We start from the raw sequence: 16,220 nt of genomic DNA, 5'->3' as shown, positions 1-16,220 counted from the left end.
CTACTCCCGCCGGTCTCCTTTATCACTGAAAGGGGAACGGCTGTTTTCACTGTTTTTAACACTTGCTTGTGAATTATCCTGCGTTTCGTCAACCGGCGGTGCGGGAATTTTTCCTTGAGAATAATCCTGCTCCTGCTCTTTTAATGCCTGTTTAAATAATTCCGTTAATGATGACTCTTCACTGCTCGTGCTGGCGGGGGCGGTATCGTGCTCATGCGCCTCAGTTCCGGGTAGGGTATCCCGCGAGGGGTCTTGCGGCACCGCGCCGTCGGGCGCCTGCTGCCAGTCGGCATCATCACTGATGATCGGCAGATTCGGCATCGGTGGAACATCAACAGGCACTGGCGTAGCTTTAGGCTGCGGATGTGGGAACGGTTTACTCACATACACGTAGTGCATCTCCGAAAGCTGGGTTTCCGGTTTGGCAACGCTGGCGTTGACTGGTTCAGGCGCCGGGTGGCGCATGTTCCAGTAGACATGCATATACAGGCCGACAACCAGCATGGCGCAAAGGCCGACCATCCATAATGCTGTTTTGCCGAAAACGTTTTTCAGGCTGGGGAGGCGGTACGAAAACCAGACCGCTTCCCCGGTTGTATAGCTGCGCTGGGCCGCAAGGCAGATGGTCGACATTAGGCTTTCTTCTCCTGCATTTTTGCGTCCGGGGTAGTGCGGGTGGCCTGAATCAGTACGCTCGGCGTGCTGTTAGTTACGCGCATCAGCTGCATCAGCGTTTCTTCGCCGGGGATGCCATCCACGTGCAGATGCATTTTTTGCTGAAACTCACGGGTGCGTTTCATCATCTCTGCGGTCCAGATCCGGGCATGTGTTTCGGGCTGGTTCAGCGCGATGCTTAACTGCTGATCGAGCCAGGCCATGTCTTTGCTGTCGCTGGCCGCGCCGATCGCGTCTTTTCCTTCCGGTGTCAGGCGGTGCAACTGGGTGAAGTTGCCGGTCGCATGCCGGTTAAACCAGCTGCGGCTCACCTGCCAGGTCCGGTTATTCATTAACAGGTCAATTGATGTATCTCCGACCCTGGCGACCACCGCATAGTTAAGGTGACCGCTGGTTTTCAGTTCACTGACCCACGGATACCCTTCCTGCGCCAGCGTCTCCGGCGACGCGTTCCCCTGTTTACACATCAGGTTCACTTTAGCGGCATTCTGGCACAGCGCATCTTCGGCCGAGGCGTCATATCCCCACATCAGATAGAGCTGGTGCATCGCATCCGGCTGATTAACCATTTCATTGTCGATAACCGGCACCACGGGCGCCTCCGTTTTTCGCGTCGGCTGTTTCCAACTGACGGGGACCGGCAGCTGGATGGGAAGATGCCCGCTGATGGACGAGGTTAAATACCAGCCGCAGGCGGCAAACAGCACCGATGCGAACAGCCCCACGGTTGCCAGACGCTTACCGTGTTTTTTCGCGGGCAGGATCTCTCCCGCCGCCAGGCGTAAATGACGCGGGCTGACCTGCGACGCGCGTTCCGTCCAGGCAGCGAGCATTGACAGGTGCGCCAGTTCGTTAAGTTTGCTGATGTTGCCTTTGGTCAACGTGTGCATTTTGCGCACGCGGGCCGGCGTTAACGGCGAATTTTCACAGCCGTGTTCTTCGCATTGCGCCTGCACATAGCCCAGGAATTCGCGGCAGGTCAGGGGGCGCAGGACATGACGAGTGTGTGTATATTCGCGCAGTTCAGGTTGCTTAAGCAGGATTTCCTGATCCGCAGTGCCCGTCAGCACCACGGAGAGCCGGAAGTTCAGCTCCTGGGCTTGCGTGAGCAGCGTACCCAGGACTTCACGGGAGCTCTCTTTCATGGCTTCGGCGTGTGAAATCACCAGCACTCTGGTTTTCGCTTTTCCCTCGTGCCACTGGCGCAGGATGGCATCTACCGCCTGCAGGCGATTCTTGCTCTCTTTCGTTACCGGATTGAGCTTGTACAGCAGGCTACTGGCACTCAGTTTGGGAAACGCATTGATAACAAGGACGTTACTGTGGCGGGTTTTTAGCGCATCGCTGAAGTGACCCAGAAGCGGGGCGTCGTCGCAAAAGAGCCCGATAATTCCCGCCTGCTGGGTTTTCTCTTTCAACAGGTTGAACACATCCTGATGATAAGGCACCAGAAAATCCCCGGATAAACGGGCGATCGATCTGAATGGCGGATTTTTAAAATTAAAGTGGCTCTGATACATAACGACTTACCGTCTCTGATTAGGAATAGCAACAGCATCAGAAAGTAAGGTAACGCCCCTGAACGGTCAATTTGCAAACAGGGTAAAAATATCCTGCTGGCAGCGTCTAACATTTGGATTTTATACGGTCAATATTTTTCTTTATGAAAGTTAGCGGCGAAGTCAGTGGTCGCATTTGCATCAGCTTATTACTATTTTCATCCATATTGGCGCAGTATGACGCTGCTTATTTTTGCTTTGCTATAGGCCGGATAAAAAATGAGGTTCTCATTTCTTTCACGGTGGATAACGCCTTGTATTATGTTTGTGCTGCTGATCTTTTGCGGCCAGCAAGGGTATCTCACCTTTAAAGATTATAAAAAAGTTATGAATAAGTTGGCTAATGCCGATCAACAGCCGCTGAAAAAAACGCGCGAAGAGAAATCCTTTTCGCTTTTTACGGCAGCCGTGCGTCAGGAAATCTTACCGGGTGCGGTGAAAGCCCCGCTGGCAGCTGAAATCGAAGGTATTGTGAACAGCGATGACGCCTGGCTCTCCTTTGCTGTCATCAAAACGCCAGGCGGTCAGAGAAGCTACCGTGAGGGTGAACCTCTCTCTGGATTTAACGACGCATTTATTCAGGAAATAAACAAAGATAATGTGGTGGTTAATTATGAAGGTACTACGCAGATTCTGGCATTAAATAAACCGGACTATTTTAAGGGTGGCGTGGATAGCGGCCCGGTAACGAAATCGACAAAAGATGTTGGCGCAGAGAGTGTGCATCTTGATGATTATCTGGTGTTAAAACCCATAATTGAAAAGGGCCGACTGGAAGGCTACAGGATAAACCCAAGGAATGCCTCCGCCTTTTACAGCCAGTCAGGTCTGGTAAAAGGCGATGTGGCGGTTCAGGTTAACTCTGTCGATATGACCGATGAAGCAAAAGCGAAAAGCATTATTGCCAACTGGTCAAAAATGAAAGAAGCGGAGGTCATCGTACGACGTCACGCTCACCTTGAAAATATTCGGATTAATGTTCTAAACAATTAAAAAGTGTGCAGACATGAAAAAAATTCCCTGGGCGTGCGTGGCGCTGACCGCATTGTCGTTATATTCCAGTTCGCTGCTTGCAGCTAACTTTAGCGCGAGTTTTAAAAATACTGATATTCGCGAGTTTATCGATACGGTAGGCCGCAATCTCAATAAAACCATTCTGGTCGATCCGTCCGTCCAGGGAACCGTCTCGGTCCGAACCTACAACGTGCTGACGGAAGATGAGTACTATCAATTCTTTCTGAGCGTGCTGGATCTCTACGGCCTGTCGGTGATCCCGATGGACAACGGCATGGTCAAAGTGGTGCGCTCAAGCGTGGCGCGTACCGCCGGTGCGCCGCTGGCAGACAGCAAAAATCCGGGCAAAGGTGACGAGATCATCACCCGCGTGGTGCGCATGGAAAACGTGCCTGTTCGCGAGCTGGCCCCGCTGCTGCGTCAGCTCAACGATGCCACCGGTATCGGGAACGTGGTCCACTTTGAGCCGTCCAACGTCCTGCTGTTAACCGGTAAAGCCTCGGTGGTGAACCGGCTGGTGGATCTGGTGCAGCGCGTCGATAAAGACGGCATCCAGCGTCGCGAAATCATCCCGCTGCGCTTTGCGTCCGCCAAAGAACTCTCGGAGATGTTGAATAACCTCAACAATGAAGAACAGAAAGGGCAGAACGCGCCGCAGCTGGCGACTAAAGTCGTCGCGGATGACGAAACCAACAGCCTGGTGATCAGCGGCGCGGAAGATGCGCGGGCGCGCACCCGTTCCCTTATTCATCAGCTGGATCGTGAGCAGAATAACGAGGGCAATACCCGCGTCTTCTACCTCAAGTATGCCAGCGCCACCAAAGTGGTGCCGGTTCTCACCGGGATTGGTGAGCAGCTGAAAGACAAGCCGAGTGCGGCCAAAGCGAAATCCGCGAGCGCCTCAACCGATCTGAATATTACCGCCGACGAGTCAACCAACTCCCTGGTGATCACCGCACAGCCTAACGTGATGAACTCCCTCGAGAAAGTGATCGACAAGCTGGATATTCGCCGTCCGCAGGTGCTGGTGGAAGCGATCATTGCCGAAGTGCAGGACGGTAACGGCCTGGATCTTGGCGTGCAGTGGACCAGCAAGCACGGCGGGGTGCAGTTTGGCTCCACCGGCCTGCCAATCAGCCAGATTAAAAATGGCACCATGAAAGGGGCAAGTTTCACTGGCCTTGCGACCGGCTTCTTTAACGGTGACTTCGGTGCGCTGGTGACCGCGCTTTCCACCGACGGCAAAAATGACATCCTCTCAACGCCAAGCGTGGTCACGCTGGATAACAAAGAAGCGTCGTTCAACGTCGGTCAGGATGTGCCGGTGCTTTCCGGTTCGCAAACCACCAGCGGCGACAACGTCTTTAACTCGGTTGAGCGTAAAACCGTTGGGACCAAGCTGAAGATTGTGCCGCAGATTAACGATGGCGACATGATCCATCTGAAGATTGAGCAGGAAGTGTCGAGTGTCGACAACAGCGCGACGGAAGACTCCAGCCTCGGCCCAACCTTCAACACGCGCACGATTAATAACGAAGTGATGGTCCACAGTGGTCAGACGGTGGTGCTCGGCGGTCTGATGGAAAATGTGACCAAACAGTCCGTGTCCAAAGTGCCCCTGCTCGGCGATATCCCGCTGGTCGGTCAGCTGTTCCGCTACACCTCGCAGGATACTTCCAAACGCAACCTGATGGTGTTTATTCATACCACCGTCCTGCGTGACGACGACAACTACAGCGCGGCCTCGAAAGAGAAATATGACCAGATCCGGGTGCGCCAGATGCAGCGAGTGGAGGAGAAAAAGCTCGGTATTGTTGAGCCGACTGACAACGCCGTCCTGCCCGCGTTTCCCTCTGCAAGCACTGGCGCCGCACCGGTGAAAACCAGCGCCACGCGCAATCCGTTTAAAGAATAGCGCGGAGGGGTAACGTGGACGAACTGAGTAAAACACTGTGTAGCAGCAACTACGCAAAAGATAACGGCGTTCTGTTTTACAACAATGATGTCTATATCCGGGACGACACTCCTGCGCATGCTCTGCTGGAGGTGCGCCGGGTGCTGGGCCGTGCTTTCATCCCCGTCACTGTGACGCCGGAAGCGTTTGACGAGATGCTGGCCAAAATCTGGCAGCAGAGCAGCGGCGTGTCGCAGCAACTGGTGGACGACATGGACGCGGATATCGATCTGATGGCCTTAACCGAGGAGATCCCGGATAACGAAGATCTGCTCGATAACGACGAAAACTCACCGGTGATCCGCCTGATCAACGCCATTCTCGGCGAGGCGGTGAAGGACGGCGCGTCGGATATTCATATCGAAACCTTCGAGCGCACGCTGAGCATCCGCTTCCGCGTTGACGGCGTGCTGCGCCCGGTGTTGCAACCGGCGCGTAAGCTCGCGCCGCTGCTGGTGTCGCGTATTAAGGTGATGTCGAAACTCGACATCGCCGAGAAACGTCTCCCCCAGGATGGACGTATCTCCCTGCGCATCGGCCGCAAGGCCATCGATGTGCGTGTGTCGACCATTCCGTCTCAGTACGGCGAGCGCGTGGTCATGCGCCTGCTCGATAAAAGCAATCTCAAGCCCGACATCAACAAGCTTGGGCTGATTGATGAAGAGCTGGAGAAGCTGAAAGGGCTGATTGACCGCCCGCACGGGATCATCCTCGTTACCGGCCCGACGGGTTCCGGTAAAAGTACCACGCTGTACGCCATTCTTTCGGCGCTGAACGGTCACGAGCGCAACATTCTGACCGTGGAAGATCCGATCGAATACGAGCTGGAAGGCGTGGGGCAGACGCAGGTTAACCCGCGCGTGGACATGACCTTTGCCCGCGGGCTGCGCGCGATTCTGCGTCAGGACCCGGACGTGGTGATGATCGGGGAAATTCGCGACGGTGAAACCGCCCAGATCGCGGTGCAGGCGTCGCTGACCGGTCACCTGGTGATGTCGACGCTGCACACCAACAGTGCCGCAGGGGCGATAACCCGTCTGCGGGATATGGGGCTGGAGTCGTTTTTAATCGGTTCATCGCTGCTCGGTGTCATTGCCCAGCGTCTGGTGCGTCGGCTGTGTACGCACTGCCGGACCACCAGTCCGCTGGATGCCAATGAAAAAGCGTTGTTCAGCTTTATGGACGCGCCACCAAAAGCGATTTATCGCGCGGTGGGGTGTGAACACTGCCGTCAGAGCGGCTATCAGGGCCGCGCCGGTATTCATGAGTTTCTGGTGGTGGACAGTACCATGCGCCGCGCCATCCATGAAGATAAGGACGAAATGTCCATCGAAACGCAGCTCTTTAAGCAGGCCTACAGCCTGCGTGAAAACGGGCTGCTGAAAGTGATCGGCGGCGTGACGTCTCTGGAAGAAGTCATGCGCGTCACCGCCGAGCGTGGGGGGGATGCGTAATGGCTTTCTACGCCTGGACGGCGACGAGTGCCGCGGGAAAAACCCAGCGCGGGACGTTACAGGCCGAGGGACAGAAGCAGGTTCGCCAGTGGCTTCGCGAGCAAAAGCTGATGCCCGTGAGTATCACCGAAACCCGCGAAACGGCGACAGGCGGGAAAGCGAAAACCGGGGCGAAGCTCTCTACCCCGGTGCTGTCGATGTTTACCCGTCAGCTTTCGACGCTGGTGAACGCCGCGCTGCCGCTGGAAAGTGCGCTGAAGGCAATCTCTAAGCAGACGGAAGACAAAAAGCTGGCGGCGATGGTGATGGAGATCCGCGAGAAGGTGGTCGAGGGGCATACGCTGTTCGACGCCTTTAGCCAGTTTCCACGCACCTTCGACAAACTCTACTGCACGCTGGTGATGGCCGGTGAGAAGACCGGCCATCTGGGCGACGTGCTGGAGAAGCTGGCGGAGTACAACGAACAGCGCCAGAAGATGAAAAGCAAGCTGACGCAGGCGATGGTCTACCCGATTACCCTCACCGTGGTCGCTATCGCGGTGATCGGCATTCTGCTGGTGGCGGTGGTGCCGCAGGTGATTGAGCAGTTTACCCACATGAAACAGCAACTGCCGATCACCACCCGGACGCTGATTGCGGTAAGTGATTTCCTGCAAGCCTGGGGTATCTATATTGTCGGCAGCCTGGCGGGGGCGTTCGTCGGCTTCAAAACCTGGGTGCGAAACGTGAAAAACCGTTTTCGCTGGCACAGCTGGCTGGTGAACGGCTCGCCGATTAAAAAGCTGGTGTGCGCCATCAACAGCGCCCGCTATATCCGTACCCTGAGCATTTTGCAGGCCAGCAGCGTGCCGCTGCTGGAGGGAATGTATATCGCGATGGACGGTATTGAAAATCTCTATGCCCGTCAGGTGCTTGAGCAGGCCGCCGATACCGTACGTCAGGGGGCGTCGCTGTATGCGGCGCTGGAACAGGCGAAATTATTCCCGCCAACCATGCTGTATATGATTGCCTCCGGTGAAGAGAGCGGGGAATTAGGTAATTTAATGGATCGCGCTGCAGAAAATCAGGAATCGGCATTACAGCATCGAATTACATTAACGCTGTCGGTATTTGAACCGGCGCTGGTGGTATCCATGGCGACGATTGTTTTATTCATCGTTCTTTCAATATTACAACCGCTTCTGCAACTTAATAATATGGTAGGTTAAATCATGGCTCTAAAACGTAAAAACCTGGCTCGCCAGGCGGGCTTCACATTGCTCGAATTAATGGTGGTGATTGTTATTCTTGGCGTTCTGGCGAGTATGGTAGTGCCAAACTTAATGGGTAATAAAGAAAAAGCGGATACGCAAAAGGCGACCAGCGATATTGTCGCGCTCGAAGGCTCGCTGGATATGTATAAGCTGGACAACCACCGCTACCCGACCACAGAGCAGGGTTTGCAGGCGCTGGTGACGAAGCCGGAAATCGCACCAATCCCGAACGGCTATCGCGCGGATGGCTATATTCGCCGCCTGCCGCAGGATCCATGGGGCAGCGATTATATTCTGGTCAGCCCAGGTGAACACGGTGCGGTGGACATTTTCTCTGCGGGTCCGGACGGCGAAGCGAATACTGCCGATGACATTACCAACTGGTCTCTGGATAAGAACGAGAAGTAATGAAAAATCAACGCGGCTTTACGTTGCTGGAAATTATTCTGGCGCTGGTGATATTTGCCAGCTGCGCCATGATGGTGGTGTCCACCATTCCTTCGCGCAGCGGCGCGGATATATTTGGCCAGCAATTAAAAGCGCTCGTTGATTATGGTTCAGACCGTGCGGTGATGGACGGAAATATTGTCGGGCTGGTGATCGCCACCGATAAATATCAGCTGGTGACGATCGCGGATAAAAATGGCGAGCGTCACTGGGTGCCATTATCTGCCGGACGTATTACCACCAAAGGTGATTTTCCGGAAGAGATGCACGTGTCGCTCTCGCCGCAGCGCCTGGCCGCGACGGTGGCGTCCGAGCCACAGGTGATCTTTTTACCGGACGGTGAAATCAGCCGCTTTACGCTGACGCTGCAAAGTTACGACAAACAGCACCATTTCCGCGTGGTGTCGCAGGGTGCGGCGCCGGTATCGGTAGAAAACGATGGCTAACGACAACACAAAGCAAAAGGGGATGACGCTGCTGGAGGTGATGGTCGCGCTGGTGATTTTCTCCACCGCCGCGCTGGCGCTAATGAACTCGGTCTCCCTGAACGTGCGTTTTACCCATGGCTTGGCCGATACCTTGCAGGCCAGTTGGGTGGCGGAAAATCAGCTGGCGGAAGCGCAGCTCACCAAAACCGACTTCCCGGATGCTGAGCAGCAGGGGACGGAAATCATGGGCGGGCGCAGCTGGAACTGGCGTAAGCAGCGGGTGAAAACCGCCGACAACGGCTGGGCGAACTCCATTCGCGTCTATGCGGAAGGCGATGAGAGCCAGCCGGTTATTTCCCTGCACATCATTCCGCCGGGAGAGAGCAAGTGAAGAAAACGCGACGCCAGCGCGGATTTACCCTGCTGGAGATCATGATTGCGCTGACTATTTTCGCGGTAATCAGCACCCTGGCCTGGCAAATTCTGGACGGCGCGATGCGTACCAGCTCGGCCACCGATGCCAGCGCCGCTAAGCTCAACCAGCTTCAGCGCGGCTGGAGTCTGATGGAGCGCGATTTTTTCCAGCTACAGGCGCGAGCGCCGCGTAATGAGCCAGATCTGTTCCGTCAGGAGGGCGATGCCCTTGAACTGACCACCCTGAATGGCGTGAGCGGAACGGTCCAGCTGGAGCGCGTGCGCTGGCGGCTGGAAGAGGGGCGTTTGTACCGCGACGTCTGGCAGGTCATTGACGGCCCGGTGGACGTTAAGCCTGACGAAGTGCCGATTGTCAGCGGCGTAAAAGCATTGCAGTGGCGGTTTTATCGTCAGGGCTGGCAGACAGCCTGGCACGACGCCGCCCATCTGCCGGACGGCGTGGAGGTCACGTTGACGATGGAAAACGGGGATACCTGGCGCTGGGTGTTCACCACGCCAGGGGATATGCCGGAGGTGGCCGCTGCCGCTGCCCCAGAGAAAGCCGCCGACGCGCCTGCGACGACTCCGGACGCAGCCCCTGCGCCTTCGCCGGAGACCAGACCATGAACCGAATCCGTCAACAAAAGGGCGTCGCCCTGCTGGTGGTGCTGATTTTGCTGGTGATGATGTCGGCGCTGGCCGCCAAAATCAGCCAGCAGTTCTGCCGTAATTTGCAGAAAACGCATTATCAGATAAGCCAGCAGCAGCTGCGCTGGGCGATGCAGGCCCAGGAAAAAGTGGTGAAGGACAGGTTACAGACCGATGCCAGCGGCGAGAGCAAGCCGCTGGCGCTGGACGGCGACTGGCATCAGCCGCTGGAGACGCAGGGAGAAGACTACACGGTCGTGAGCCAGGTGGAAGACGCTCAGGACTGCTTTAACGTCAATAACCTGTTGACCGCCGACGTCGCGCCCCAGGGGCAAAGCGCTCCCGCTGTGGCGGAAAAACCGCGTAAAGAGCGGATTGTTGAACAACTCCTGACGGAAAGCGGGCTCAGTCCGGGCACGGCGGAGGCGGTCTATTTCCAGCTGGTGGATTATCTCGATGGTGACAGCACCACGGCGAAAGAGGGTGCCGAAAGCGATGCGTGGGCTGGCATCGTGCCCGCCCGGCAACCGGCAAACCAGATGATGCGCAGCATCGCGGAGATCAAACTGCTGCCAGCGTTCCCGGTTACGGCATATCCGAAGGTGAGCAAGCTGTTATGCGCGCTGCCGGACGCCGCCAGCAAGGTGGACGTTAACACCCTGCAACCGGAACAGGCCGCTGTGCTGGCGGCCATGTTTCCGGGAAAATTCACGCAGGATGACGCGGTTCGTCTGCTGGATACACGTCCGGAATCGGGCTGGGAAAATATGGACGCGTTCAGCAAAGCGCTGGAGCAGACCTTCCCGCAGTTAAAAGACGATCTCCCGCAGGTGGCAGATCAATTTTCTATAAACAGCCGGTACTTCCGCGTGAATTACAGCGGCAATACCGATGAATTAACGCTTCGCGTGGTCAGCCAGCTTCAGATGAATAACGAAGCCGGTGAGATCGTGACGTGGCAGCGTCGTTACCGAATGATTGAATAAGAAAAGTAGAACGTTATGAAACAGGTACTTTTTGTTCGCCCCGACAGCCGCGAGGGCGGGAAAATAATGTGCTGTGAGTCCGGCAGCGAGCGCGTCGAGGTGCTCGACAGCCTGGAGATGCTGGCCGAACACCCGCTGGCTACACGCGTTTGTCTCCTGCTGCCCGCCAGCGACATGATTTTCCGCCATTTCACGCTGCCGAAAAAGGTGGCTTCTCAGGCGATGGCCTTCTCGTGGATGGCGGAAGAGACGCTGATTGGCGACGTGGACAACCTCCACTGGACAGTGCTCTACAAAAAAGGCGCTGACGTCGACGCCGTTGCCATTGACGCCGACCGCCTGCGTGCGGCATTGACCCGCTGTCACGAGGCCGGATTAAACGTGATTCAGGCCCTGCCTGATGCCTGGCTGCTGCCCGTGGCGGCAGGGGGCAGCACGCTGGTCGCACAGGATAAAGGCTACTGGCTGCGTTTATCTCCCCACGTGGCGGGTGAAATGGAGGGAACCCTGCTGCCGCTGTTGATGCAGAAAGCCGGAGACGGGGAAGTGTGTTGCTACGGCGACGCGCCTGCGGACGTTCACGTTGACGTACAGCATGCCTGGCAGCATCCGCTGGTGCTGATCCAGCCGCAGTGGAAAACCTGTCGTGTGAATCTGCTTCACGGTGAATTCAGCCTTAAGGCCGGTCATGGCCAGGCCGCAAAAAGCATGAAAGCAGCGATGATAGCGGCGGGCCTGCTGTCCGTTGGTCTGCTGCTGGGGCCGCGCATTGCGATGGCCTGGATGCTGGTGCAGCAGGAAAATCGGGTTCAGCAGGAGATCGTTCAGGTTTATCAGCACCATTTCCCCAGCATGCGCCAGCAGACCAATATCAAATATCACTTTGGCCAAAGCCTGAAAAAACAGAGCAAGGGGTTCTTTCTTCAGCTTGAGGAGCTGGAGAAAGCCCGGCAGTCAGTCCCTGCGATGGAGATCGATCTGCTGGAATACGATGCGCAGCAAAACACCCTGACGCTGAGCGTTAGCGCGCAAAGCCAGCCCGCGTTGCAGGCGTTTGTGAACCAGACCAGTGAGAATTTTGATTTTACCTTACAACCTGTTTCAACAACCGAACCGTATACCGCCATGATCGCAGGGAAACATAAATGAAAGAGCGAATCGCGCAGCTGAAATCACGCTATCAGAATTACAGCGCTCGGGAAAAAATCATTTTAAAAATATGTGCCGTTGCCATTGTGGGGGCTGCGGTGTATTACACAGGAGTAATTCCCCTGGATAATATGATCCAAAATAGTAAATCGACGCTTAAAAGACAAAAAGAGACGCTCAACTGGATGCGCAGTGAAATTGATAAAAATCATCTTCAGGTCCAGTTAGTTAAAACGAATAATCCGCGTACGGTGGTCGAGAACAGCGCTCATGAAATTAATCTTTCACTGACGGATGTGCGCCAGGAGGGGCAAACTTTATCGTTCGTGGTGAATCGGGTAAATGTATATGAATTAAAAAGCTGGCTGCGTGAAATTAATCAGACCTCCGGCGTGACATTGCAAAAAATAAACCTCACGCCGGTTGACCACCTCAGCGATGTGAAAGCACAGGTGCAGCTTACCTGGTCAAAAAGCGCATGAATACCTTCACGCTGATGCGGGAGGCCTGTCCGCTCGGTTTCCCGATGATGAGTGCTATCTTGGGCGGGATTATGGGCAGTTTTCTTGGCGTTGTTGCCGAGCGCGTACCGGGAATGGTGATGGATGAGGAGGGGAGCGGCAATCTGCTCTTTCCTGCCTCGCACTGCCCGGTGTGTCAGCACACGCTTGCTGCATGGGAAAATATCCCGCTGCTCAGTTGGCTGTTATTACGGGGGCGCTGTCACCAGTGCGGCAGCGCGATCCCGCTGCGACTCTTTTTGGTGGAACTGTTCTCCGCGCTGTTTTTTGGCATCACGGCCTGGTGCATGCCGGACGTTCAGGCGCTGTTCTCTTTGTGGTTACTGGCGGCTTTTTTACTGCCGCTGGCCATGATCGACTGGCAGCATCAGTTGTTGCCGGACTGCCTGACCCAGCCGCTGCTGTGGGCGGGGTTAGTGCTCCATGCTATTGACCACACATTGCCGCTACGTGATGCGCTGTTTGGCGCGGTGGCGGGCTATCTGTCGCTCTGGCTGCTCTACTGGGCTTTTCGTCTGATCGCCGGACGAGAAGGGCTGGGTTACCGGGATTTTAAGCTACTGGCGGCGCTGGGCGCCTGGTGCGGCTGGCAGGCATTACCCTCCATTGAGCTGGCGGCAGCGTTAAGCGGTATTGTCGGTTATTTCGCCGTCAATAATTTAAATAAAAATAACCTCACTATTTCTTTTGGTCCTTACCTCGCCTTTTCTGGAATCGTGGTGTTTATTAGTCAGCAGTTTGCTTTCACATTTTAAATATACTGGTCAAGGTTTTTTATAAATCTTTTTGATGCTGGGAGAGAAGGACGACTCTTTACGCTCGGTGTATCGTAGGAGATATAAGCTACACGGGATTTGGCTTGTATCTTTTTATGGAGGAATACAGCGCAGCAACAATTTTTTGTTCACGGCACTCACGTTGGTTAAATACGCATTACGCGAAACGCATCCATGATCTCACGGAAGGCATGGGTTATTACGTTATAAATAAATTTATCAGGAAATAAAAATGAAATTTATGAAACCAAAATATCTGGCGCTCTTTATTGCGGCGGCCACCAGCTCCGCATTTGCAGCTGCGCCGGGTACGCCTTCTATTACATCGGGCAATGATAAATTTGCGCTGGTAGAAGTGGATCAGGCGGCACAGGATTACAACAACCTCATCAAAGTGCATAAAGAGGGTGTTGATGTAAAAGTGGAATGGAACGTCTGGAGCGGTGACGCCCCAACGTCTGCAAAAGTGCTGCTGGACGGCAAGACCGTCTGGACCGGCGCGGGCAGCGCGGCGGGTTCTGCGACCTTCAAAGTCAAAAAAGGGGGCCGCTATCAGGAACAGGTCGAACTGTGTAACGACAGCGGCTGTACCAAAAGCGCAAGCAAACTGATTATCGTGGCGGATACCGACGGAAGCCATTTGCTGCCGCTGAATTCGCCGCTGCTGGAAAATAACAAAGCTTTCGCTCAGCATACCGATAAAGTCGTCGGTGCCTATTTCCCTGAGTGGGGCGTTTACGATCGAAACTTCTCTGCGGATAAGATCCCGGTCGCGAACATTAACCACCTGCTGTACGGCTTTATTCCAATTTGCGGTGGCGACGGTATTAACGACAGCGCCAAATCTTCAGGTGCACTGGAATCCCTGAAACGCGCCTGTGCTGGCCGTCAGGACTACACCGTGGCCATTCACGATCCATGGGCTGCGTTGCAGAAACCGCAGAAAGGCGTAAGCAACTGGGACGATCCCTACAAAGGTAACTATGGGCAGCTGATGGCGATGAAAAAAGCCCATCCTGACCTGAAAATTCTGCCATCCATTGGTGGCTGGACCCTGTCCGATCCGTTCTATCAGATGGATAACAAAGTACTGCGTGACCGTTTCGTGGCGTCGGTAAAAGACTTCCTGACCACCTGGAAAGTGTTTGACGGCGTGGATATTGACTGGGAATTCCCGGGCGGCGGCGGTGAAAACGCCAAACTCGGCAATCCTCAGACCGATAAAGCCACCTACACCGCGCTGATGCACGACCTGCGTCAGATGCTGAATGAACTGTCTGCGGAAACCGGTCGTACCTACGAGCTGACTACTGCAATCGGTGCCGGTAAAGATAAGATCGAAGACGTGGACTATAACACCACGCAGCAGTACCTCGACCATATCTTCCTGATGAGCTACGACTTCTACGGTGCCTGGAGCAATACCGATCTGGGCCACCAGACCGCCCTGTACGGTGCTTCCTGGAAACCAGACACTAACTACACCACCGATAATGCGGTGAAAGCGATGCTGGAGCAGGGCGTTAAGCCAGGCAAGATCGTGGTAGGCGCAGGTATGTATGGCCGCGGCTGGACCGGCGTTCATGGTTATACCGGCGATAATCCATTTACCGGCACCGCAACCGGACCAATTAAAGGGACATGGGAAAACGGTATCGTTGACTATCGTCAAATCGTCAACCAGATGCTGGGCAAACCGGGCTGGGAATACAAATATGACGAAGCGGCTGAAGCGCCGTACGTGTTCAACAAGTCCACCGGTGAGCTGGTGACGTACGATAACGCCCGTTCCGTTATGGCGAAAGGCAAATACGTACTGAACAAAAACCTGGGCGGACTGTTCGCATGGTCTATCGAGTCTGATAACGGCGATATCCTGAACGCCATGAACGAAAGCCTGCTGGGCGGAAGTTCCATCCCGGATCTGCCTGTTGAGACTAACCATGCGCCAGTGGCTTCAGCTGCCGATCAAAATGTCACCGGTCCTGCAACCGTGACCCTGGATGGCTCTGCTTCCAGCGACCAGGACGACGATGCGCTGACCTATAAATGGACGCAGGTTTCAGGCCCTTCTGTGACCATCGCTAATAGCACCAAAGCAAAAGCCAGCTTTAGCGTTCCGGCTGTGACAAGCGACCAGAACCTGGTCTTCCGTTTGACCGTAACCGACGCTAAAGGGCTGAGCAATGCTGTTGACGTCCAGGTTGTGAATAAAGCGCCTAAAGCCAACCAGGCGCCGGTAATCAATGCTATGGAAGCCGTTACCGTTCAGTCCGGTGAAGCAATTTCTCTGCACGCACAGGCATCCGATCCTGATGGTGACGCGCTGACCTACAGCTGGAGCGTACCGGCTGATATGAACGCGACCGGCACTGATTCGGCCAACGTTCGCATCACTGCGCCAGAAGTGCACAATACTTCTTCCTACACCCTGAGCGTTATTGTGACGGACGGTAAAACCAGCGTGCAGTCTGACGTGCAGGTGACGGTGGAGCCTAAGCCGGCTGACGAGGTAACGCCTCCTGCCGATGACGTCACACCACCGGCTGACGACGTAACCCCTCCAGCAGACGACGTAACCCCGCCAGCTGATGATACCACCGGCAGCTGCGACGCACCTGTCGATGCCAACGCCAGCAAATACGCTGCGTGGGACGCGAGCAAAATCTATAACAACGGCGATACCGTAAGCTTCGACCACCTCGTGTGGAAAGCGAAATACTGGACTCAGGGCAATCAGCCTGGCTTCGGTATGGACGCGTGGGAGCTGGTAAGCAACGTGAAGATGAACTGGCGTTCTGACCTGGTCTACAACGGCGGCGACACCACCACCTATGAAGGTAACGTTTACCGTGCGAAATGGTGGACCCGTGGCGATAACCCAGCAAATAGCGACGTATGGGTAAAAGAAGGCGCATCAACAGATTGCAAATAATCTAACC

The 16,220-nt window shown here is 55.1% G+C and carries 15 protein-coding genes; 13 read left to right on the top strand and 2 right to left on the bottom strand.

Features of this window, described 5'->3' with window-relative positions; all coding sequences use genetic code 11:
* Window positions 1-633, bottom strand: a complete 633-nt coding sequence (locus L350_RS13570; protein ID WP_050595066.1) for a hypothetical protein — start codon at window positions 631-633, stop codon at window positions 1-3.
* Window positions 633-2,195 (bottom strand): ExeA family protein, encoded by a 1,563-nt coding sequence (locus L350_RS13575; protein ID WP_032624566.1) that lies wholly within the window; start codon window positions 2,193-2,195, stop codon window positions 633-635. Before L350_RS13575 ends, L350_RS13570 begins: the two co-directional genes overlap by 1 nt.
* Before the next feature lie 300 nt (window positions 2,196-2,495).
* On the opposite strand from L350_RS13575, the gene gspC reads away from it, so the two are divergent.
* The 13 genes from gspC (at window position 2,496) to L350_RS13640 (ending at window position 16,213) form a co-directional block, all read left to right on the top strand.
* Complete coding sequence (gspC, locus tag L350_RS13580) at window positions 2,496-3,227, top strand: type II secretion system protein GspC (RefSeq protein ID WP_032624565.1); 732 nt, start codon at window positions 2,496-2,498, stop codon at window positions 3,225-3,227.
* A gap of 13 nt (window positions 3,228-3,240) precedes the next feature.
* Window positions 3,241-5,163 carry a type II secretion system secretin GspD gene (gene gspD / locus L350_RS13585; RefSeq protein ID WP_032624564.1) on the top strand — a complete coding sequence of 641 codons (1,923 nt, stop codon included), beginning with the start codon at window positions 3,241-3,243 and terminating at the stop codon, window positions 5,161-5,163.
* Between the two features lie 14 nt (window positions 5,164-5,177).
* The gene (gene gspE, locus L350_RS13590) at window positions 5,178-6,656 is read left to right on the top strand and encodes a type II secretion system ATPase GspE (RefSeq protein ID WP_023299694.1); all 1,479 of its coding nucleotides are present in this window, start codon (window positions 5,178-5,180) and stop codon (window positions 6,654-6,656) included.
* Window positions 6,656-7,864, top strand: coding sequence for a type II secretion system inner membrane protein GspF (gene gspF, locus L350_RS13595; protein ID WP_032624561.1), 1,209 nt, complete (start codon window positions 6,656-6,658; stop codon window positions 7,862-7,864). The genes gspE and gspF overlap by 1 nt, the downstream gene beginning before the upstream one ends.
* 3 nt (window positions 7,865-7,867) lie before the next feature.
* The gene (gspG, locus tag L350_RS13600; protein WP_023299696.1) at window positions 7,868-8,317 is read left to right on the top strand and encodes a type II secretion system major pseudopilin GspG; all 450 of its coding nucleotides are present in this window, start codon (window positions 7,868-7,870) and stop codon (window positions 8,315-8,317) included.
* Window positions 8,317-8,802, top strand: coding sequence for a type II secretion system minor pseudopilin GspH (gspH, locus tag L350_RS13605; RefSeq protein ID WP_023299697.1), 486 nt, complete (start codon window positions 8,317-8,319; stop codon window positions 8,800-8,802). Before gspG ends, gspH begins: the two co-directional genes overlap by 1 nt.
* Window positions 8,795-9,175, top strand: a complete 381-nt coding sequence (gspI, locus tag L350_RS13610; protein WP_022647591.1) for a type II secretion system minor pseudopilin GspI — start codon at window positions 8,795-8,797, stop codon at window positions 9,173-9,175. Before gspH ends, gspI begins: the two co-directional genes overlap by 8 nt.
* On the top strand, window positions 9,172-9,825 hold the full coding sequence (gene gspJ / locus L350_RS13615) for a type II secretion system minor pseudopilin GspJ (protein WP_032624559.1): 654 nt from the start codon (window positions 9,172-9,174) through the stop codon (window positions 9,823-9,825). The genes gspI and gspJ overlap by 4 nt, the downstream gene beginning before the upstream one ends.
* Window positions 9,822-10,832: a type II secretion system minor pseudopilin GspK gene (gspK, locus tag L350_RS13620; RefSeq protein ID WP_023305786.1), complete on the top strand. Its 1,011-nt coding sequence runs from the start codon at window positions 9,822-9,824 to the stop codon at window positions 10,830-10,832. Before gspJ ends, gspK begins: the two co-directional genes overlap by 4 nt.
* 15 nt (window positions 10,833-10,847) lie before the next feature.
* On the top strand, window positions 10,848-11,981 hold the full coding sequence (gene gspL, locus L350_RS13625; RefSeq protein ID WP_023299701.1) for a type II secretion system protein GspL: 1,134 nt from the start codon (window positions 10,848-10,850) through the stop codon (window positions 11,979-11,981).
* A complete protein-coding gene (gspM, locus tag L350_RS13630) occupies window positions 11,978-12,463 on the top strand; it encodes a type II secretion system protein GspM (protein ID WP_022647595.1) in 486 nt (161 codons plus the stop codon). Before gspL ends, gspM begins: the two co-directional genes overlap by 4 nt.
* On the top strand, window positions 12,460-13,257 hold the full coding sequence (locus tag L350_RS13635; protein WP_032624557.1) for a prepilin peptidase: 798 nt from the start codon (window positions 12,460-12,462) through the stop codon (window positions 13,255-13,257). Before gspM ends, L350_RS13635 begins: the two co-directional genes overlap by 4 nt.
* Before the next feature lie 253 nt (window positions 13,258-13,510).
* Complete coding sequence (locus L350_RS13640) at window positions 13,511-16,213, top strand: glycosyl hydrolase family 18 protein (protein ID WP_032624556.1); 2,703 nt, start codon at window positions 13,511-13,513, stop codon at window positions 16,211-16,213.
* The last annotated feature ends 7 nt before the right edge of the window (window positions 16,214-16,220 follow it).

Source organism: Enterobacter sp. MGH 4 (assembly GCF_000534735.1).
Classification (GTDB): Bacteria; Pseudomonadota; Gammaproteobacteria; order Enterobacterales; family Enterobacteriaceae; genus Enterobacter; species Enterobacter intestinihominis.
This window is presented reverse-complemented; position numbering and strand designations above follow the sequence as displayed.